Below are 16479 nucleotides of genomic sequence, written 5' to 3'. Positions count from 1 at the left end.
GCCGGAACGAGCTGGGAGGCAGACGCATGACCACGGTGGGGACCCGTCTCGCCGAGAGCCTCGAGCAGCTGACCGACGTGGCCGCCGAGGCCGGCCTCGACTCCGCCACCGCCCGTGACGAAGGCCTGCGCGTGGCGGCCGCGCTCGCCGAGGCGGTGCCGGGAGCGGCACCCGCGTGGGCCGAGGTCGCCCTCCCGGGGCTGACCGACCTCGGCCGCATCAACGAGGCGTTCTTCGACGCCGCCTCCAGCGGCCGCCGGTGGCGCGGCGCCCCGACGGACCTGCTGCAGTCACTCGTCGACGCGCAGAGCTCCCTGGCCCTCGAGTACGCCGAGGCCCTGACCGAGGTCGCTTCCTCCGCCGTCATGCTCGGCACGGCGCCGATCTGGGTCATCGCGAACGCCTCCGCCGCCTCGGGCGCCTACCTCGCCGCAGCACGTATGCCGTCGCGCGCCGTCCCAGCCCACCCCGGGGACGCGCCCGCCGGCATACCCGGCCTGGGGCTCGGCTCCCCCGACACGATGCGACCCACGATCCCCGGCCCGATGACCCCCGTCCCGGCGGATCACTTTGCGCCGCAACACCCCCCGGCAGACGGGTCGGCCGGTGGCGCTGCGGCCACGGCCGCGGCTGCCCAGCCACCGGCCCAGCCGGAGGCGCCGGCCGAGCCCGAGCGGTCGGTGGAGGAGCTGCTCGCCGAGCTCGACGGGATGATCGGGCTCGAACGGGTCAAGAAGGAGATCCACCGCCAGGTGGCCCTGCTGACCGTCGAGAAGCTGCGCACCGAGGCCGGGCTCAAGGCTCCCAAGATGAGCCGGCACCTGATCTTCGTCGGCAACCCCGGCACCGGCAAGACCACGGTCGCCCGTCTCGTCGGCGGCATCTACCGGGCGCTCGGGCTGCTGCCACGGGGCCAGCTCGTCGAGGTCGACCGGAGCGAGCTCGTCGCCGGCTACGTCGGGCAGACCGCGATGAAGACGGCCGAGGTCTGCGCCAAGGCGACCGGCGGGGTGCTCTTCATCGACGAGGCCTACGCGCTCATGGGTGACCAGTACGCCCAGGAGGCCGTCAACACCCTCGTCAAGGAGATGGAGGACCACCGCGAGGACCTCGTCGTCATCGTGGCCGGCTACCCCGAGCCGATGGTGGCCTTCATCGCGCAGAACCCGGGCCTCGCGAGCCGGTTCACCACCACGATCGAGTTCGACGACTACTCCGACGAGGAGCTGCTGCACATCCTCGACTCCATCGCCGAGGGCAGCGACTACGAGCTGACCGACGACGCCCGTCGGCGGGTGGGCCACCTGCTCGAGGCGACGCCGCGGGGCCCGTCGTTCGGCAACGGCCGCTTCGCGCGCAACCTCTTCGAGCAGGCCGTGGGCCGTCACGCCTGGCGCCTGCGCGACGCGAAGGAGCCGACCCGCGACGAGCTGCGTCTACTGACAGCAGACGACCTCGTCGAGCAGCCCGACTCACCGCAGGAGGACGAGCAGGGGCACCGGGACGAGTCGGACCCCGATGCCCTGACCGGGGCAGATCCGGCACCGGTCAGGGTCGAACCCGATGGTGGGGCGGTCTCCGGTGAGGGAGTCTCGAAGGAGCAGCACGAGACCCGACCGACCGAGCCCGAGGACCCCGCATGAGCGCACCGACCAACATCCCGGTCGCCGTCCCGGCGCGCGGGTCGTCCGGGCGCCCGGCCGGCCAGCCGTCCGGTCAGGCCTCGGGCCAGTCCGCGGGGCAGGCGCCGCGCACCATCGCGGGCAGCATCCCCACCGTGCGCAGCGTCGCGGACCGGCTCCTGCACGGCACGCCGGGGCGGATGCGCCTCTTCGGCCTCCTCGGCGTCATCGCCGCCGTCCTGCTCGGCGCGATCAGCGCCAACGCCCTCGTGGCCTCGCACGCCGCCGTCGAGCGCGCCGCCAACAACACCGAGCAGGTCGTCCGCGCGCAGTCGATCCACGTCGACCTGCTCCGTGCCGACGCGGTCGCGACCAACGCCTTCCTCGTGGGCGGTCTCGAGACCACGGAGTCGCGCGCCGGCTACCAGGCCGCGATGGCCCGGGTCGCGTCGGGGATCGCCGAGGCCGCGGCCGCGCAGCCGGCCGACGGCAAGGCACTCGGGGCCCTCGCCGACCGCGTGCAGACGTATGCCGCCCTCGTCGAGCAGGCCCGCGCCAACAACCGGCTCGGCCTGCCGGTCGGCGCGCAGTACCTCACCCAGGCCAGCGCAGGGTTGCGCGCCGATGCCATCCCGATCGTCGAGAAGATCGTCCAGGCCAACGAGGAGCGGTCGAGCACGGAGTTCGACCGCAGCAACTCGAGGCTCCAGCTGCTCGTCGGCGTGCTCTGCCTCGCGGGCCTGGTGGCCCTGGCGGTCTGGCTGGCCCGGCGCACGCACCGCTACCTCAACGCCTCGCTGACCGGCGCCATCGCGCTTCTGCTCGTCGCGCTGTTCGTGGCCGCGAGCCAGATCAGCGGGATCGCGTCGGCCACCTCGCAGGTGTCGTCGGGGTCCTACCAGCGTGCGGTCGCCCTCGCCGACGTCACGACGGCCGCCAACGACGCGCGTGCCAACGAGAGCCTGACGCTGATCCAGCGCGGTTCCGGCGCGGCCAACGAGAAGGCGTGGTCCGCGGACCGAGCCACGGTCGACGACGCCCTCGACCGTGTCGGGGCCTCCAGTGACCTGCAGCAGCAGTGGAAGGCCTACACCGACGCGCACGTCAAGGTGCGCTCGCTCGACGACAGCGGCCGCTGGGACGACGCGGTCAAGCTCTCGACCAGCACCACCGACGGCGGCGCCGAGGCGTTCACCACCTTCGACGACACCGTCACGCAGGCCCGTGACGACGCCCGCAAGGACACCGTCACGACGCTGCAGGACGTCGGGGGCAGCGCCACCCTCGTGGCCGTCCTGGTCGGACTGGCCGGGCTCGTGGCCTCCTGGCTCATCGTGCGGGGCATCGGCCAGCGCCTGGAGGAGTACCGATGAACGCGCTCACCGCAACCCTGCGCCGGCGCCTGGGCGCCCTGGCCGCTGCGGCTGCCCTCGCTGCCCTGGCCGGGTGCACCGGCGTGACGTATGCCGAGACACCCTTCCCAGCCACGCCCTCCGGCTCGTCGGCGTCCGGGTCCACCAGCGTGCCCCCGGCGCCGGCCGAGACGTGCAGCAACGCCACCCAGTCCTACACGCCGCTGTCGAGCCTGCCCAGCCGCGACCAGATCACCGACCCGACGATGCGCGAGATCATCAAGCGCGGCCACCTCGTCGTCGGCGTCTCGGCCGACACCTACCTCTTCGGGGCCCGCGACCCCTTCACCGGCGGCATCACCGGCTTCGACATCGACATGGCGCGTGCCGTGGCCAAGGCGATCTTCGGCGACCCGAACAAGGTCCAGCTGCGGGTCATCACGGCCAAGGACCGCCTGCCGCTGCTCGAGTCGCGCGCCGTCGACATGGTGGCCCGCAACATGTCGATGACGTGCGACCGGTGGCAGAAGATCGCCTTCTCGGCCGAGTACTACCGCTCCGGCCAGAAGGTCCTCGTCAGCAAGGCCCTGCCCGACGCCGCGAACCTCACGCTGGCCGACCTCAAGGGCAAGCGCGTCTGCGCGCCCACCGCCACCACGTCCCTGACCAAGCTCGAGCAGGTGAAGGGGCCGGTCGTCGTCACGGCGCCGACGCACACCGCCTGCCTCGTCCTGCTCCAGCAGGGCAAGGCCGACGCCATCACCGGCGACGACACCGTGCTGGCCGGCCTCGCCGCCCAGGACCCCAACACCGTGGTGACGAACGCCAAGGCGATCACCGTGGAGCCCTACGGGCTCGGCCTCAACAAGGCCGACGTCTACCTCGCCCGCTACGTCAACCGGGTCATCGCCGACCTCGAGTCCAGCGGTGGGTGGAAGTCGATCTACAACCGCTGGCTGGCCGGCCAGCTGGGCCCGGCACCGGCCCCGCCGAGCCCGGTCTACGGCCGATGAGCGCCGTCGCCCAGGGCCTTCCCGAGCCGGGCACCGTCGCCCCGACGGCCCCCGGCCGCCTCGGGGTGCCGGTCCAGGCGGCGGAGGCCCAGACCTACCTGTTCGCGCTGCGCGAGTGGGTCGCGCAGCGCCGGGCGGACCTCGGCGAGGTCGACCGCGCGGTGCTCAAGCTCTCGCCCGCGGAGCAGGTGGCGATCACCAACGACCTGACTGTCGCGCTCACCTTCTGGAAGGCGGTCAGCGACCGGCTCACCCTGCTCGAGACCACCTTCGACGGCGGCCGGGTGGGTCCCGTGGAGGCCGAGCGCCTCTCCACCCTCATCCACGGCCGGCTCGACTCCAACACGACCGAGCACCTGTCGCTGCCCTCGAGCGGCTCGCTCGCGGTCAGCCTGCCCGAGGCCTGCCGCCTGCTCGACTCGCTGACCCGCACGCTCCAGGCCCGGGCCTCCCTCGCCCCGGGGGCGGCCGAGGCCACCCAGCGCATCACGCTGGTGCGGGCCGGCCTCGAGCGCACCCGCGACCAGGTGCCGCTGGTCCCCGAGGGGTCGCAGCGCGACGAGGCCGCCGAGAAGCTGGCCCGGCTCGACCGGCGCATGGAGGACCTCCTCGAGCGCGCCCGCCGCGGCGCCGACGTCGGCGGCATCATCGGCCCCCTCGAGATCGACGTCGCCGTGCTCGAGCGCGACCTGATCGTCGCCGCCGCCGAGCGGGCGTCCGCCGCCCGCAGCCGGGTGCGCACCCAGCAGCAGGTCGAGGAGCTCGACGCCCGCGCCGCCGCGATCCGCGCCCTCGAGCGCGCCTGCCTCGAGGCCATCACCCCCGCCCCGCACCTGGCCATCCCCAACGTCCGGGCGCTGGGACCGGTGCCGCAGGCAGCAGCCGAGCTCACGGCATACCGCGCACGGCTCGAGCGGGTCTCCCGCGCGCTCGACCTCGCCCACGAGACGTATGCCGGAGGGCTGGCCGAGCGCGACGAGGTCGTCGGGCTGGTCGGTGCCGTCGGAGCGATGGCCGCGTCGGCCACGCTCGACCCGGAGGCGGAGGCGGACCTCGCCGAGCTGCGCCGCCGCCTCGACGAGACCCTGGGCGCCCGGCCGATGCCGATCGCGCGAGCCCGGGCGCTCGCGGCCGCCTTCTCCGCCTACGTCGACACCGCGACGCGCCCCCAGCCCGGCGCCTCGCGCACGCCCGCCACCAGACCCGTGAGGCCCCGTCCATGAACTGCACGCAGCCGGGCTGCACCGGCACCATCGTCGACGGCTACTGCGACCTGTGCGGCATGGCCGCCGGCTCCAACCCGGTGCCGGCCACGGCCCAGGCCCCGGCCCGGGCCCCGGCCATGGCGACGGCCGGCGGCGGCTCGGCGGCCGCCCCGTCGGCTGCGGCGCCCTCCGGCCCCTCGATCCCCGAGGGCGGCGCGTGCCAGCAGCCCGGGTGCACGGGCACGATCGAGGCCGGCTACTGCAACGTGTGCGGCACCCCCGCCGACCAGCTCAGCGCTGCCGCCTACGCCGCTGCGGCCGAGGCAGCCGGACCCTCCGAGGCCCCGCCCGACGGCAGCGCCGCGAGCGCCCCGGCCGGGGTCGGCCCCGAGATGTCCACCCGCTCCGCCGCCTCGAGCAACGTGGCCTCGGCGGCCTTGGGCTCCAAACGGGCCCGCGAGTCCGGATCGGTCGCCACGCGCCGCACCGGGGGTTCGCAGCGACTGCGCGCGGCGCGGCTCGGCGGCGGCATCACCACCGTGCGACCCGCCCCGGAGATCGACGCCGAGAAGGCGCTGCTGACCAACCCGACGGTGCCCGAGAGCAAGCGCTTCTGCCCGAAGTGCGGCGAGCCGGTCGGCCGCAGCCGCGACGGCCGGCCGGGGCGCACCACCGGCTTCTGCCCGAAGTGCCGCCAGCCCTTCTCGTTCGACCCCAAGCTCAAGGCGGGCGACCTCGTCGCCGGGCAGTACGAGGTGGCCGGCTGCCTCGCCCACGGCGGCTTGGGCTGGATCTACCTCGCCCGCGACAAGAACGTCTCCGACCGCTGGGTCGTGCTCAAGGGCCTGCTCAACTCCGCCGACCCCGACGCGCTGGCCGCAGCCATCGCCGAGCAGCGCTTCCTCGCCCAGGTCTCGCACCCGAGCATCGTCGAGATCTACAACTTCGTGACGCACGAGGACGCCGGCTACATCGTCATGGAGTACGTCGGCGGCACGTCGCTGAAGTCGATCCTCAAACAGCGCATGCAGTCGGCCGGGAAGTACGACCCGCTGCCCGTCGACCAGGCTCTCGCCTACATCCTCGAGATCCTCCCGGCCTTCCAGTACCTCCACGACCTCGGGCTCGTCTTCTGTGACTTCAAGCCCGACAACGTCATCCAGGTCGGCGACGAGGTCAAGCTCATCGACCTCGGCGGCGTGCGCCGTGCCGACGACGAGGACTCGGCGATCTTCGGCACCGTCGGCTACCAGGCACCCGAGGTCGCCGAGCTCGGTGTCTCCCCCGCCTCCGACATCTACACGATCGGTCGCAGCCTCGTCGTGCTGACGATGGAGTTCCGCGGCTACCAGACCACCTACCTCAACACCCTGCCGGCGCAGGACACCGTGCCGGTCTTCCAGCGCTACGACTCCTTCTACCGGCTCGTGGCAAAGGCGTGCGCGCCCAACCGCGACGACCGGTTCGTCTCGGCGGACGAGCTGCGCTCGCAGATGGTCGGGGTGCTGCGCGAGGTCGTGGCCCTCGACCGCGGCACCGGCGCGGCCACCTCGACGGTCAGCTCGCTGCTCTTCGACGTGCCGACCCCCGGGGTTGCCCCGGACGACTGGCGCAACCTGCCCTCGCTGCGCCGCGACCCGCACGACCCGCAGACCGGGTGGCTCACGACGGTCTCCGGCACCCCGCAGGAGCGCCTGGCCACGCTCGAGCGCTCGGCCGTGCCCACCACCGAGGTGTTGCTCGAGCTGGCCCGCACCGCGCTCGACGCGGGACGGCGCGAGGTCGCCGAGAAGACCGCGGGCGCCCTGCTGACGTCCGACCCGTGGGAGTGGCGCGCCGTGTGGATCCAGGGCCTGATCGCCCTCGAGCGCGGCGACGCCCGGGCCGCCCAGGCCGCCTTCAACGCCGTCTACGGCCAGGTCCCCGGCGAGCTGGCCCCCAAGCTGGCGCTCGCGCACGCCTCCGAGCAGGCCGGTGACGACGCGGTCGCCGAGAACCTCTACGTCGCGTGCGCCCGCACCGACGCGACCTACGTGCCGATGGCGGCCTTCGGACTCGCCCGCATCCGGGCCGCACGGTCCGACGTCGACGGCGCCGTGGCGGCATACCGCCTCGTCCCGGTGCAGTCGAGCGCCTACCGCACCGCGCGAGCGGGACTGGCCGAGCTGCTCGCCCGGGCGAACCGCGGCCTGCCCGACCTGGCCGAGGCGCTGCGCACCCTCGACGACACGTCGCTGTCGGCGCGGCGGAGGGCCGAGCTCACCACGCTGATCTACCGTGAGGCGCTCGCGACGGTGCAGAAGAGCGGCAACAAGGCCGACATCCGCATCGGCGAGCACAAGGGCACTCCCAACGGCCTGCGCGTCGGTCTCGAGCAGGCCCTGCGGGAGCTGGCCCGGCGCACCCCCGACCTGTCAGCCCGCGTCCCCCTCGTCGACGAGGCGAACGCCATCCGCCCCTGGAGCCTCTGGTGACCGACTTCCCGACAGCCGGAGAGCCGCCCGTCGCTCCCGTCTCCACGTACGCTCCCGGCGCCCCGGACGCCGACGACGCCGCCACGGGCGGCGGCTACGGCGCGTCACGGGAGTGTCCCGTGTGCGGCACCGGCAACCCGGCGGACTCGAGCTTCTGCGAGGCGTGCGGCGCCGACCTCGTCGTCACCACCCGGGCGTATGCCGCCTCCCCCGACTTCCCGGGCCAGACGGCCGCCGGGGCGCCTGACGACCCCGCCGACGGGCCGGTCGTCGCCCCGGCGACGCCGCAGACGGCCCCCGCCGGCGAGGAGTCGCCCCTCGACGTCGGCTGGACCGGCGCGGTGCCGTCATCCGCTGTACCGGCCTCCGAGGACGACTCGACCTGCCACGCGTGCGGCCAGGGCCACATCGTCGACGGCTACTGCGACAACTGCGGCACGCCGCCGCCCGACCCCCGCGACCACTTCGTGCAGGCCCCGGCCCCCTGGGTCGGCGGGGTGTGCGACATCGGTCGGCGCCACTCGCGCAACGAGGACGCCATGTCCCTCAGCGCGACCGAGGCACCGGGCTCGCGGGCCGTGCTCGTCGTGTGCGACGGCGTCTCGATGGCCTCCGACTCGCACATCGCCTCCCTCGCCGCCGCCACCGAGGCACGCGCCGTGCTCGACCAGCCGTTCCCGCGCGGGGCCGGCACGCCGGACGCCTGGGCCGCCGCAGCCGGTCGGGCGCTCACCACCGCGGTCGCGCGCGCCAACGAGGCCGTCATGGCGGCGGTGGTCGAGGACGTGCCCAACCCGCCGTCGTGCACCTTCGCGGCCGCCGTCGTCGAGGACGACGTCATCGTCGCGGGCAACGTCGGCGACAGCCGCATCTACTGGCTGCCCGACGCCGACCACGAGCCGGCGCTGCAGCTCGGGCGCGACGACTCGTTCGCGCAGGAGCAGATGGCCGCCGGTGTCCCGCGGCTCGAGGCCGAGCACGGCCCGCACGCGCACTCGATCACCCGGTGGCTCGGACGCGACGCGCCCGACGACCTCACCCCCCACCTGACCACGGTGACGGCGAGCGCCGGCTGGCTGCTCGTGTGCTCCGACGGTCTCTGGAACTACTGCTCGGAGGCCGACGAGCTGCGCACCCTGCTGCGCGAGCACGCGGCCGGCCTCGGCGACCCGACCCCCTCCGCGCTGGCGCAGGCACTCGTCGACTTCGCCAACGAGCAGGGCGGACGCGACAACATCACGGTTGCCCTCGCCAGACTGGCTGGACGAGGATCGAGCACGACGAGCGAGCCGGCCGCGACGACGGCGCCGGTGGAAGGGGACAGGGCCGATGGCTGACTTCACCGCCGAGGTGTTCCAGAACGAGTTCCTGCCCGACGGGGGCACCGACGTGCACGCCATCGTGCGCATCACCTCGAGCGGCGCCTCCGCCGGGAGCGCGGCCGGCGCCCTCGTCGACCCGGGCTCCGCGGCCGAGGTCATCCTCATCGACACCTCCGGGTCGATGGGCCGCCGCGGCGTCTCGGCCGCCGGCGAGGCCGCCAAGGCCGCCCTCGCGGAGATCGTCGACGGCACCCTCTTCTCGATCGTCGCCGGCAACGGCACGGCCCAGATCGTCTACCCCTACAGCCACCAGGGCGCGCTCGTGCCGATGTCGTCGCACACGCGGGGCGAGGCCAACCGTGCCATCGAGGGGCTGCGGGCCAACGGCGGCACCGCGATGGGCACCTGGCTGACGCTCGCGCGACAGATCTTCGAGACGGTGCCGCACGTCACCAAGCGGCACGCGATCCTGCTCACCGACGGCGTCAACGAGGGCGAGACGCCGCAGTCGTTGCAGGCCGCGGTGCGCAGCTGCGTCGGGGTCTTCCAGTGCGACTGCCGCGGCGTCGGTGACCAGTGGCGCGTCGACGAGGTGCGCGGCATCGCCTCGACGCTGCTCGGCAGCGTCGACCTCATCCCGGCCCCCGAGGAGATGGCCGCCGAGTTCAAGGCCATGATGCGGGCGTCCATGTCGCGTGGCGTCGCGAGCTCCGAGCTTCGGGTGTGGGTGCCGCAGGGCGCCGAGCTGCTCTTCGTCAAGCAGGTCTCCCCGACCCTCGAGGACCTCACGTCCCGGCGAACGCCGATCAACCCGCTGACCAACGCCTACCCGACGGGTGCGTGGTCCGACGAGAGTCGCGACTACCACGTCGCCGTGCGCCTGCCCGCGCGCACGCTCGGCCAGGAACAGCTCGCAGCCCGGGTGCAGCTCTCCCTCGGCGGCGACCCCGTCGCCCAGGGCCTGGTCAAGGCCAAGTGGAGCAACGACGACTCGCTGACGACCCGCATCGACCCGGCCGTCGCGGCCTACACGGGCCAGGCCGAGCTGGCCACGACCATCCAGGAGGGCCTCGCGGCCAAGGCCGCGGGCCAGGACGACATCGCCACCGCCAAGCTCGGGCGGGCCGTGCAGCTCGCGGGCCTGACCGGCAACGAGGAGATGACCACGCGCCTGCGCAAGGTCGTCGACATCGACGACGTCGACACCGGCACCGTCCGCCTCAAGAAGGGTGCTTCGAAGATCGACGAGATGTCGCTCGACACGGCCTCGACGAAGACCAGCCGGGTGCGCCGATGAGCGCCGTCTGTCCGAACGGCCACGTCTCCGAGGCCGAGGACTACTGCGACACCTGCGGCTCGCCGATCGACCTGGCCGCCCAGCCCGCCCCCGCCGCATCGGCCACCGGTGGCGGTCAGGGTGCTGCCGGCTCGCCGGCCGGTTCCTCAGCGGCGTCGGGGTCGTCGCTCGACCTCGGGCCCGACGAGCGGGGCGCCGCGACCGGCACGGCGACGGGCACGGAGACGGGCACGGCGACGGGCGCCGCGCAGACCACGGGCGCGCCGGCTGCGCTCGAGTGCCCCAACTGCCACACCGAGAATCCCGACGGCGCGCTCTTCTGCGAGGCCTGCGGCTACGACTTCACGACGGGTGCCATGCCCCGCGACCCCTCCGTGACGCCCGGTGAGCTCGTCGACACCGAGCCCCACGAGTTCGCCGACTCCGGCGAGGTCCCGGCCGCTTCTGTCGCTGCGGGCGCCGGCGCCCCGTCAGCGACAGCGGCGGGGCCGGGTGCCGGGGCGGCTGAGGGCGAGGCCGGCGGAGAGTCGCCCGCCGCCTTCGAGTGGCTCGCCGAGGTGTGGGTCGACCCGGACTGGTACCAGACCCAGGAGGCCGAGGATCCGTGCCCCTCGCCCGGGCTGCCGACGATCATGCCGCTGCGCCACCGGAGCGTCCTGCTCGGCCGCGTGTCGACGAGCCGGAACACCCATCCCGAGATCGACCTGTCGTCCGACCCCGGGGTGAGCCGCCGGCACGCGCAGCTGACGACCGACGGCACCCGCTGGTTCGTCGAGGACCTCGGCAGCTCGAACGGCACCTACGTCGGCCCGGCCTCGGGCCCGCTCCCCGAGACGGCGATCGCGGTCGGGCCGCGCACCGAGCTGGGCGACGACGACCGGCTCTACGTCGGCGCGTGGACGCGCGTCGTCGTGCGGCGAGCCACCCCCGACGAGGTCGAGGCCTACGCCTGACCCCGCGGGGCACCCGTGCCCACCCGACCCGGGCCCCTCCACCGGCGCCGGGTGGGCACCCACCGCGCCCGTGCACGGGGACCGCGGCACACGGCATACGCCCTCGGCCCGGTGGGCTGTCGGCACACGTCAGCTCTGGCGGCTGCACCACCCGCCACCTAGGGTGTGCCTCGTGAGCGAGCGACCCCTCCCCCGCGGCGCCGACGCGCCGCTCGACGTGCCGCAGGTCATCGTCGTGACGGGGGTCATGGCCGCGGGCAAGTCGACGGTCTCGCAGCTGCTCGCCGAACGCTTCACCCGGGCCGTGCACCTGCGCGGTGACGAGTTCCGCCGCGTCGTGGTGCGCGGACGGGTGGACATGTCACCGCACGGTGACCCGGAGGCCGAGCGCCAGCTCGCCCTGCGCCACCGCATCACGGCCCGCACCGCCGACACCTACGCCCAGGCCGGCTTCACCGTCGTCGTGCAGGACCTCTTCGTCGGGGCCACCCTGGCGCCCTTCCTCGAGCAGGTGGGCAGCCGGCCGCTCAGTCTCGTCATGCTCGCGCCCGACGTCGGCACCGTCATGCAGCGCGAGGCCGAGCGCACCAAGGTCGGCTACGGCGACCTGTGGTCGATCCGCGACTTCGACCACAAGGTGCGCACCGAGACGCCCCACATCGGGCTGTGGCTCGACAGCTCGCAGCAGACCCCCGACGAGACGGTCGACGAGATCGCGCGGAGGCTGCCCGAGGCCAGGATCGCGTAGATGAGCGCGCTGACGATCGGGCAGGTCGCCGCGCGCACCGGCGCGGCACCGTCGGCGCTGCGCTACTGGGAGGAGCTCGGGCTCATCCGCTCGGTGCGCACGGCCGGCAACCAGCGCCGCTACGAACGGGCCACGATCCGCCGCATCGCCTTCATCCGGGCGGCCCAGCGGGTGGGGCTGACGCTCGAGGAGATCGGCGCCGCCCTCGCCGGACTGCCTGAGGAGCGCACCCCGACGGCGCGTGACTGGGCCCGGCTGTCGCGCGCGTGGCGTGGCCGGCTCGACGAGCAGATCGGCCGCCTGGAACGGCTGCGCGACCAGCTCGACTCGTGCATCGGGTGCGGCTGCCTGAGCCTGACCACCTGCGCCCTCAACAACCCCGACGACCGGCTCGCGGAGCGCGGACCGGGCGCCGTCCTGCTCGAGCCCTGACCCCTCCGACGCCTCGGGACGGGTCGACCGGCCGGAACGAACCGCCTTTCGTGCCCTCAGGCGCTCAGTTGCGGGTTGGTTCCGGCCGGTCGTCCCCTGTGAAAGGTCCGGTGCGGCGGGGTGTCAGTCGGCGGTGACGTCCGACGGGACGGCGTTGTCGGGCGCCGGCACGCCGGGGCCGCCGGTGGGACCGGGGGTCGCCGCCCCCACGCCCGCCAGCTCGGGTATGCCGTCCGCCGCGGCAGGAGCGCCCGCCCCCTCGTCGAGGTCGGCTGCGGCACCTGCGAACTGGGCGGCATACAGGGTCGCATAGGCGCCGCCGGCGGCGAGCAGCTCGGCGTGGGTGCCCTTCTCGACGATGCGGCCCTCCTCCATGACGAGGATGAGGTCGGCGTCACGGATGGTCGAGAGCCGGTGCGCGATGACGAAGCTCGTGCGGTCGGACCGCAGCGCGGCCATGGCCTTCTGCACGAGCAGCTCGGTGCGCGTGTCGACCGAGCTCGTCGCCTCGTCGAGGATGAGCAGCGACGGGTCGGAGAGGAACGCGCGCGCGATCGTGACGAGCTGCTTCTCGCCGGCCGAGATGTTGGACGCCTCGTCGTCGAGCACGGTGTCGTAGCCGTCGGGCAGCGAGTGCACGAAGCGGTCGACGAACGTGGCCCTGGCTGCTGCCACGACCTCCTCGTCGGTGGCGCCGGGCCGGCCGTAGGCGATGTTGTCGCGGATCGTGCCGCCGAAGAGCCAGGTGTCCTGCAGCACCATGCCGATGCGCGAGCGCAAGTCGTGGCGCGTCAGGTCGCGGATGTCGACCCCGTCGAGGGTGATGCGGCCGCCGTCGAGCTCGTAGAACCGCATGATGAGGTTGACGAGGGTCGTCTTGCCGGCGCCCGTCGGCCCGACGATCGCGACCGTCTGGCCCGGCTGCACGGACAGTTCGAGGTCCTCGATGAGCGGCTTCTCGGGCGTGTACGAGAACGCGACGTCCTCGAACGTGACGGCGCCGTGGGCGTCCTCGATGCGCGCCGGCGACGCGGCGTCGGGCTGCTGCTCCTCGGCGTCGAGCACCTCGAAGACGCGCTCGGCGGAGGCCACGCCAGACTGCAGCACGTTGGCCATGGAGGCGACCTGCGTCAGCGGCTGGGTGAACTGGCGGGAGTACTGGATGAACGCCTGCACGTCACCGAGGCTCATGCTGCCCGAGGCGACCCGCAGGCCGCCGACGACGGCGATGACGACGTAGTTGAGGTTCCCGACGAACATCATCACCGGCATGATGATGCCGCTGATGAACTGGGCGCCGAACGAGGCCTCGAACAGCTCGTCGTTCTTGCGCCTGAAGTGCGCCTCGGTCTCCTTCTGGCGGCCGTAGACCTTGACGAGGCCGTGGCCGGTGAAGGTCTCCTCGACGATGCCGTTGAGCTCGCCGGTGTTGCGCCACTGCTGGACGAAGAGCTTCTGCGAGCGCTTGGCGATCAGGCCGGTGACGACCACCGAGACGGGGATCGTCACGAGTGCGATGAGCGCCAGCACCCACGAGATCGAGAACATCAGGATGAGCACGGCAACGACCGTCAACAGCGAGTTGAGCAGCTGCGAGAGGGTCTGCTGCAGCGACTGGCCGACGTTGTCGATGTCGTTGGTGACCCTGCTCAGCACCTCGCCTCGGGGCTGCTTGTCGAAGTACGGCAGAGGGAGGCGGTTGAGCTTGGCCTCGACCTCCTGGCGCAGGTCGTACATCGTGCGCTGGAGGACGCCCTGCAGGATCCAGCCCTGGATCCACATGAACAGCGACGCGAAGACGAAGAGCCCGACGACGAGCAGCAGCACGTGGGCGAGGGCGTCGAAGTCGATGCCCCGGCCCGGCACGAAGTCGACGTTGGAGAGCAGGTCGGCGTAGGTCGACATCCCTCGCGCCCGCATGGCCTCGACCACCTGCTCCTTGGTGGTGCCGGGCGGCGCCTTGACGGTCTGGCCGACGACACCGGAGAAGATGATGTCGGTGGCCCGGCCGAGGATCTTGGGCCCGACCGAGCTCAGCACCACGCTGACGACGGCAAGCGCCAGGACGACGGTGACCTTGACCCGGTGGGGGCGCAACCGTCCCAGGAGGCGCTTGGCCGACGGGCCGAAGTTGAGCGACTTCTCGCCCGGCTGGCCCATCGCCATGTGCGGCGGCCCACCGCGGCGGGCCGGGCCCCGGCGGCTCTCTGCGGCCTTCTCCTCGGCCGTCTTGACTCCCTCGGCCATCAGGCCGCCTCCTCCGCGCTGCGCTGGGACTCGACGATCTCCCGGTAGGTCTCACAGGAGTCGAGGAGCTGGTCGTGGGTGCCCTGGCCGACGATGCGCCCGTCCTCGAGGACGATGATCAGGTCGGCGTCGACGATCGTCGAGACACGCTGGGCGACGATGACGACCGTGCTGCGGGCGGTCGCCGGGCGCAGGGCCCGGCGCAGCCGCGCGTCGGTCGACAGGTCGAGGGCCGAGAACGAGTCGTCGAACAGGTAGATGTCGGGCCGCTTGACGATCGCCCGGGCGATGGCGAGGCGCTGGCGCTGGCCGCCGGAGACGTTGGTGCCGCCCTGGGCGACCGGCGCCTCGAGGCCGCCCATGGCCTCGACGAAGTCGCGGGCCTGGGCGATGCGCAGGGCGTCCCACAGCTCGTCGTCGGTGGCCTCCGGGTTGCCGTAGCGCAGGTTGCTCGCGACGGTCCCGGTGAAGAGGTACGGCTTCTGCGGGACGAGACCGATCTTGCTCCAGAGGTCGTCGAGCGCGAGGTCGCGCACGTCGACACCACCGACGCGGACCTTGCCCGTCGAGGCGTCGAAGAGCCGCGGCACGAGCCCGAGCAGGGTGGTCTTGCCCGACCCGGTCGAGCCGATGATCGCTGTGGTGCGGCCCGGCTCGGCGCGGAAGCTGACGTCGTGCAGGACGGCGGCCTCGGCACCCGGGTAGTGGAAGTCGACGCCGACCATCTCGACGCCGGCCGCGGCGGTCGGCAGGGTCAGCGGCTGCACCGACTCGACGACCGACGAGTCGGTGTCGAGCACCTGCTGCAGGCGGGTGGCCGACACCGAGGCACGCGGGATCATCGTGGCCATGAAGGTCGCCATCATGACCGCCATGAGGATCTGCACGAGGTAGGACAGGAACGCCGTCAGCTCGCCGATCTGCATGTCACCGGTGGCGATGCGGTGCGCGCCGAACCACATGACCGCGACCGTGGAGACGTTGAAGATGAACATGACGATCGGGAAGACGAGCGCCATGAGGCGCCCGACGTGCAGGCCGGCGTCGGTGAGCAGGCCGTTGGCCTCGGCGAAGCGCGCCTCCTCGTGCTCCTCCCGCACGAAGGCCCGCACCACGCGGATGCCGGTGATCTGCTCACGCAGCACCCGGTTGACCCCGTCGAGCGAGGTCTGCATGCGACCGAACCACGGGAGCATCCGCGAGATGACGAGGCCGACGAAGAGGCCGAGCAGCGGCACGGCGACCGCCACCAGCCACGAGAGGCCGACGTCCTCGCGCAGCGCCATGATGATGCCGCCGACCATCATGATCGGGGTCGTCACGAGCAGCGAGAAGGCCATGAAGACGACCATCTGCACCTGCGTGACGTCGTTGGTGTTGCGGGAGATGAGGGTGGGGGCGCCGAAGCGCGTCACCTCCTGGGCCGAGAAGCCGACGACGGTGCCGAAGACGTTGCCGCGCACGTCGCGGCCCATGCCCATGGCGACCTTGGCCGCGAGGTAGGTGGCGCTGACGGCGGCGGCGATCTGGACCACGCTGACCGCCAGCATGAGCGCGCCGTGGCTGAGGATGAAGCCGGTGTCGCCCTTGGCCACGCCCTGGTCGATGATCTCGCCGTTGAGGCTGGGCAGGTAGAGCGAGGACATCGTGCTGACCAGCTGCGCCAGCACGATGAGCACGATCTGGCCCCGATAGGGGGCCAGGTGACTGCGGAGCAGTCGGATCAGCATGAGGGTGCCTTTCGGTGCGTGGTCGTGGCGGTGGTGCGCGGGTCCCGAGGGAACGCTGGGGACTGACGTCGGGTGAGGGTCAAC

At 73.0% G+C, this 16479-nt stretch carries 12 protein-coding genes; 10 read left to right on the top strand and 2 right to left on the bottom strand.

The genetic code is table 11. The features are described 5' to 3' along the window. Positions 1-26: 26 nt before the first annotated feature. The 10 genes from AB0316_RS13480 (at position 27) to soxR (ending at position 12418) form a co-directional block, all read left to right on the top strand. Complete coding sequence (locus tag AB0316_RS13480) at positions 27-1643, top strand: AAA family ATPase (RefSeq protein ID WP_366273527.1); 1617 nt, start codon at positions 27-29, stop codon at positions 1641-1643. Continuing rightward, positions 1640-2995, top strand: a complete 1356-nt coding sequence (locus AB0316_RS13475) for a hypothetical protein (RefSeq protein ID WP_366273526.1) — start codon at positions 1640-1642, stop codon at positions 2993-2995. Before AB0316_RS13480 ends, AB0316_RS13475 begins: the two co-directional genes overlap by 4 nt. Continuing rightward, complete coding sequence (locus tag AB0316_RS13470; protein ID WP_366273525.1) at positions 2992-3987, top strand: glutamate ABC transporter substrate-binding protein; 996 nt, start codon at positions 2992-2994, stop codon at positions 3985-3987. Before AB0316_RS13475 ends, AB0316_RS13470 begins: the two co-directional genes overlap by 4 nt. Further along, entirely contained in the window at positions 3984-5210 is a 1227-nt protein-coding gene (locus AB0316_RS13465) for a hypothetical protein (protein WP_366273524.1), read from the top strand. Before AB0316_RS13470 ends, AB0316_RS13465 begins: the two co-directional genes overlap by 4 nt. Then, on the top strand, positions 5207-7666 hold the full coding sequence (locus AB0316_RS13460) for a tetratricopeptide repeat protein (protein ID WP_366273523.1): 2460 nt from the start codon (positions 5207-5209) through the stop codon (positions 7664-7666). The genes AB0316_RS13465 and AB0316_RS13460 overlap by 4 nt, the downstream gene beginning before the upstream one ends. Beyond that, a complete protein-coding gene (locus AB0316_RS13455; protein WP_366273522.1) occupies positions 7663-9003 on the top strand; it encodes a protein phosphatase 2C domain-containing protein in 1341 nt (446 codons plus the stop codon). Before AB0316_RS13460 ends, AB0316_RS13455 begins: the two co-directional genes overlap by 4 nt. After that, positions 8996-10285: a VWA domain-containing protein gene (locus AB0316_RS13450; RefSeq protein WP_366273521.1), complete on the top strand. Its 1290-nt coding sequence runs from the start codon at positions 8996-8998 to the stop codon at positions 10283-10285. The genes AB0316_RS13455 and AB0316_RS13450 overlap by 8 nt, the downstream gene beginning before the upstream one ends. Next, the gene (locus AB0316_RS13445) at positions 10282-11238 is read left to right on the top strand and encodes an FHA domain-containing protein (protein WP_366273520.1); all 957 of its coding nucleotides are present in this window, start codon (positions 10282-10284) and stop codon (positions 11236-11238) included. Before AB0316_RS13450 ends, AB0316_RS13445 begins: the two co-directional genes overlap by 4 nt. Before the next feature lie 172 nt (positions 11239-11410). After that, the gene (locus tag AB0316_RS13440) at positions 11411-11986 is read left to right on the top strand and encodes an AAA family ATPase (RefSeq protein ID WP_366273519.1); all 576 of its coding nucleotides are present in this window, start codon (positions 11411-11413) and stop codon (positions 11984-11986) included. Continuing rightward, positions 11987-12418 carry a redox-sensitive transcriptional activator SoxR gene (gene soxR / locus AB0316_RS13435; RefSeq protein WP_366273518.1) on the top strand — a complete coding sequence of 144 codons (432 nt, stop codon included), beginning with the start codon at positions 11987-11989 and terminating at the stop codon, positions 12416-12418. A 123-nt stretch (positions 12419-12541) separates the two neighbouring features. On the opposite strand, the gene AB0316_RS13430 is transcribed toward soxR, so the two are convergent. Then, positions 12542-14665: an ABC transporter ATP-binding protein gene (locus tag AB0316_RS13430; RefSeq protein ID WP_366273517.1), complete on the bottom strand. Its 2124-nt coding sequence runs from the start codon at positions 14663-14665 to the stop codon at positions 12542-12544. After that, complete coding sequence (locus AB0316_RS13425) at positions 14665-16395, bottom strand: ABC transporter ATP-binding protein (RefSeq protein ID WP_366273516.1); 1731 nt, start codon at positions 16393-16395, stop codon at positions 14665-14667. The genes AB0316_RS13430 and AB0316_RS13425 overlap by 1 nt, the downstream gene beginning before the upstream one ends. Positions 16396-16479 lie beyond the last annotated feature (84 nt).

It is taken from the genome of Terrabacter sp. NPDC080008 (assembly GCF_040702505.1).
Taxonomy (GTDB): Bacteria; Actinomycetota; Actinomycetes; order Actinomycetales; family Dermatophilaceae; genus Terrabacter.
This window is presented reverse-complemented; position numbering and strand designations above follow the sequence as displayed.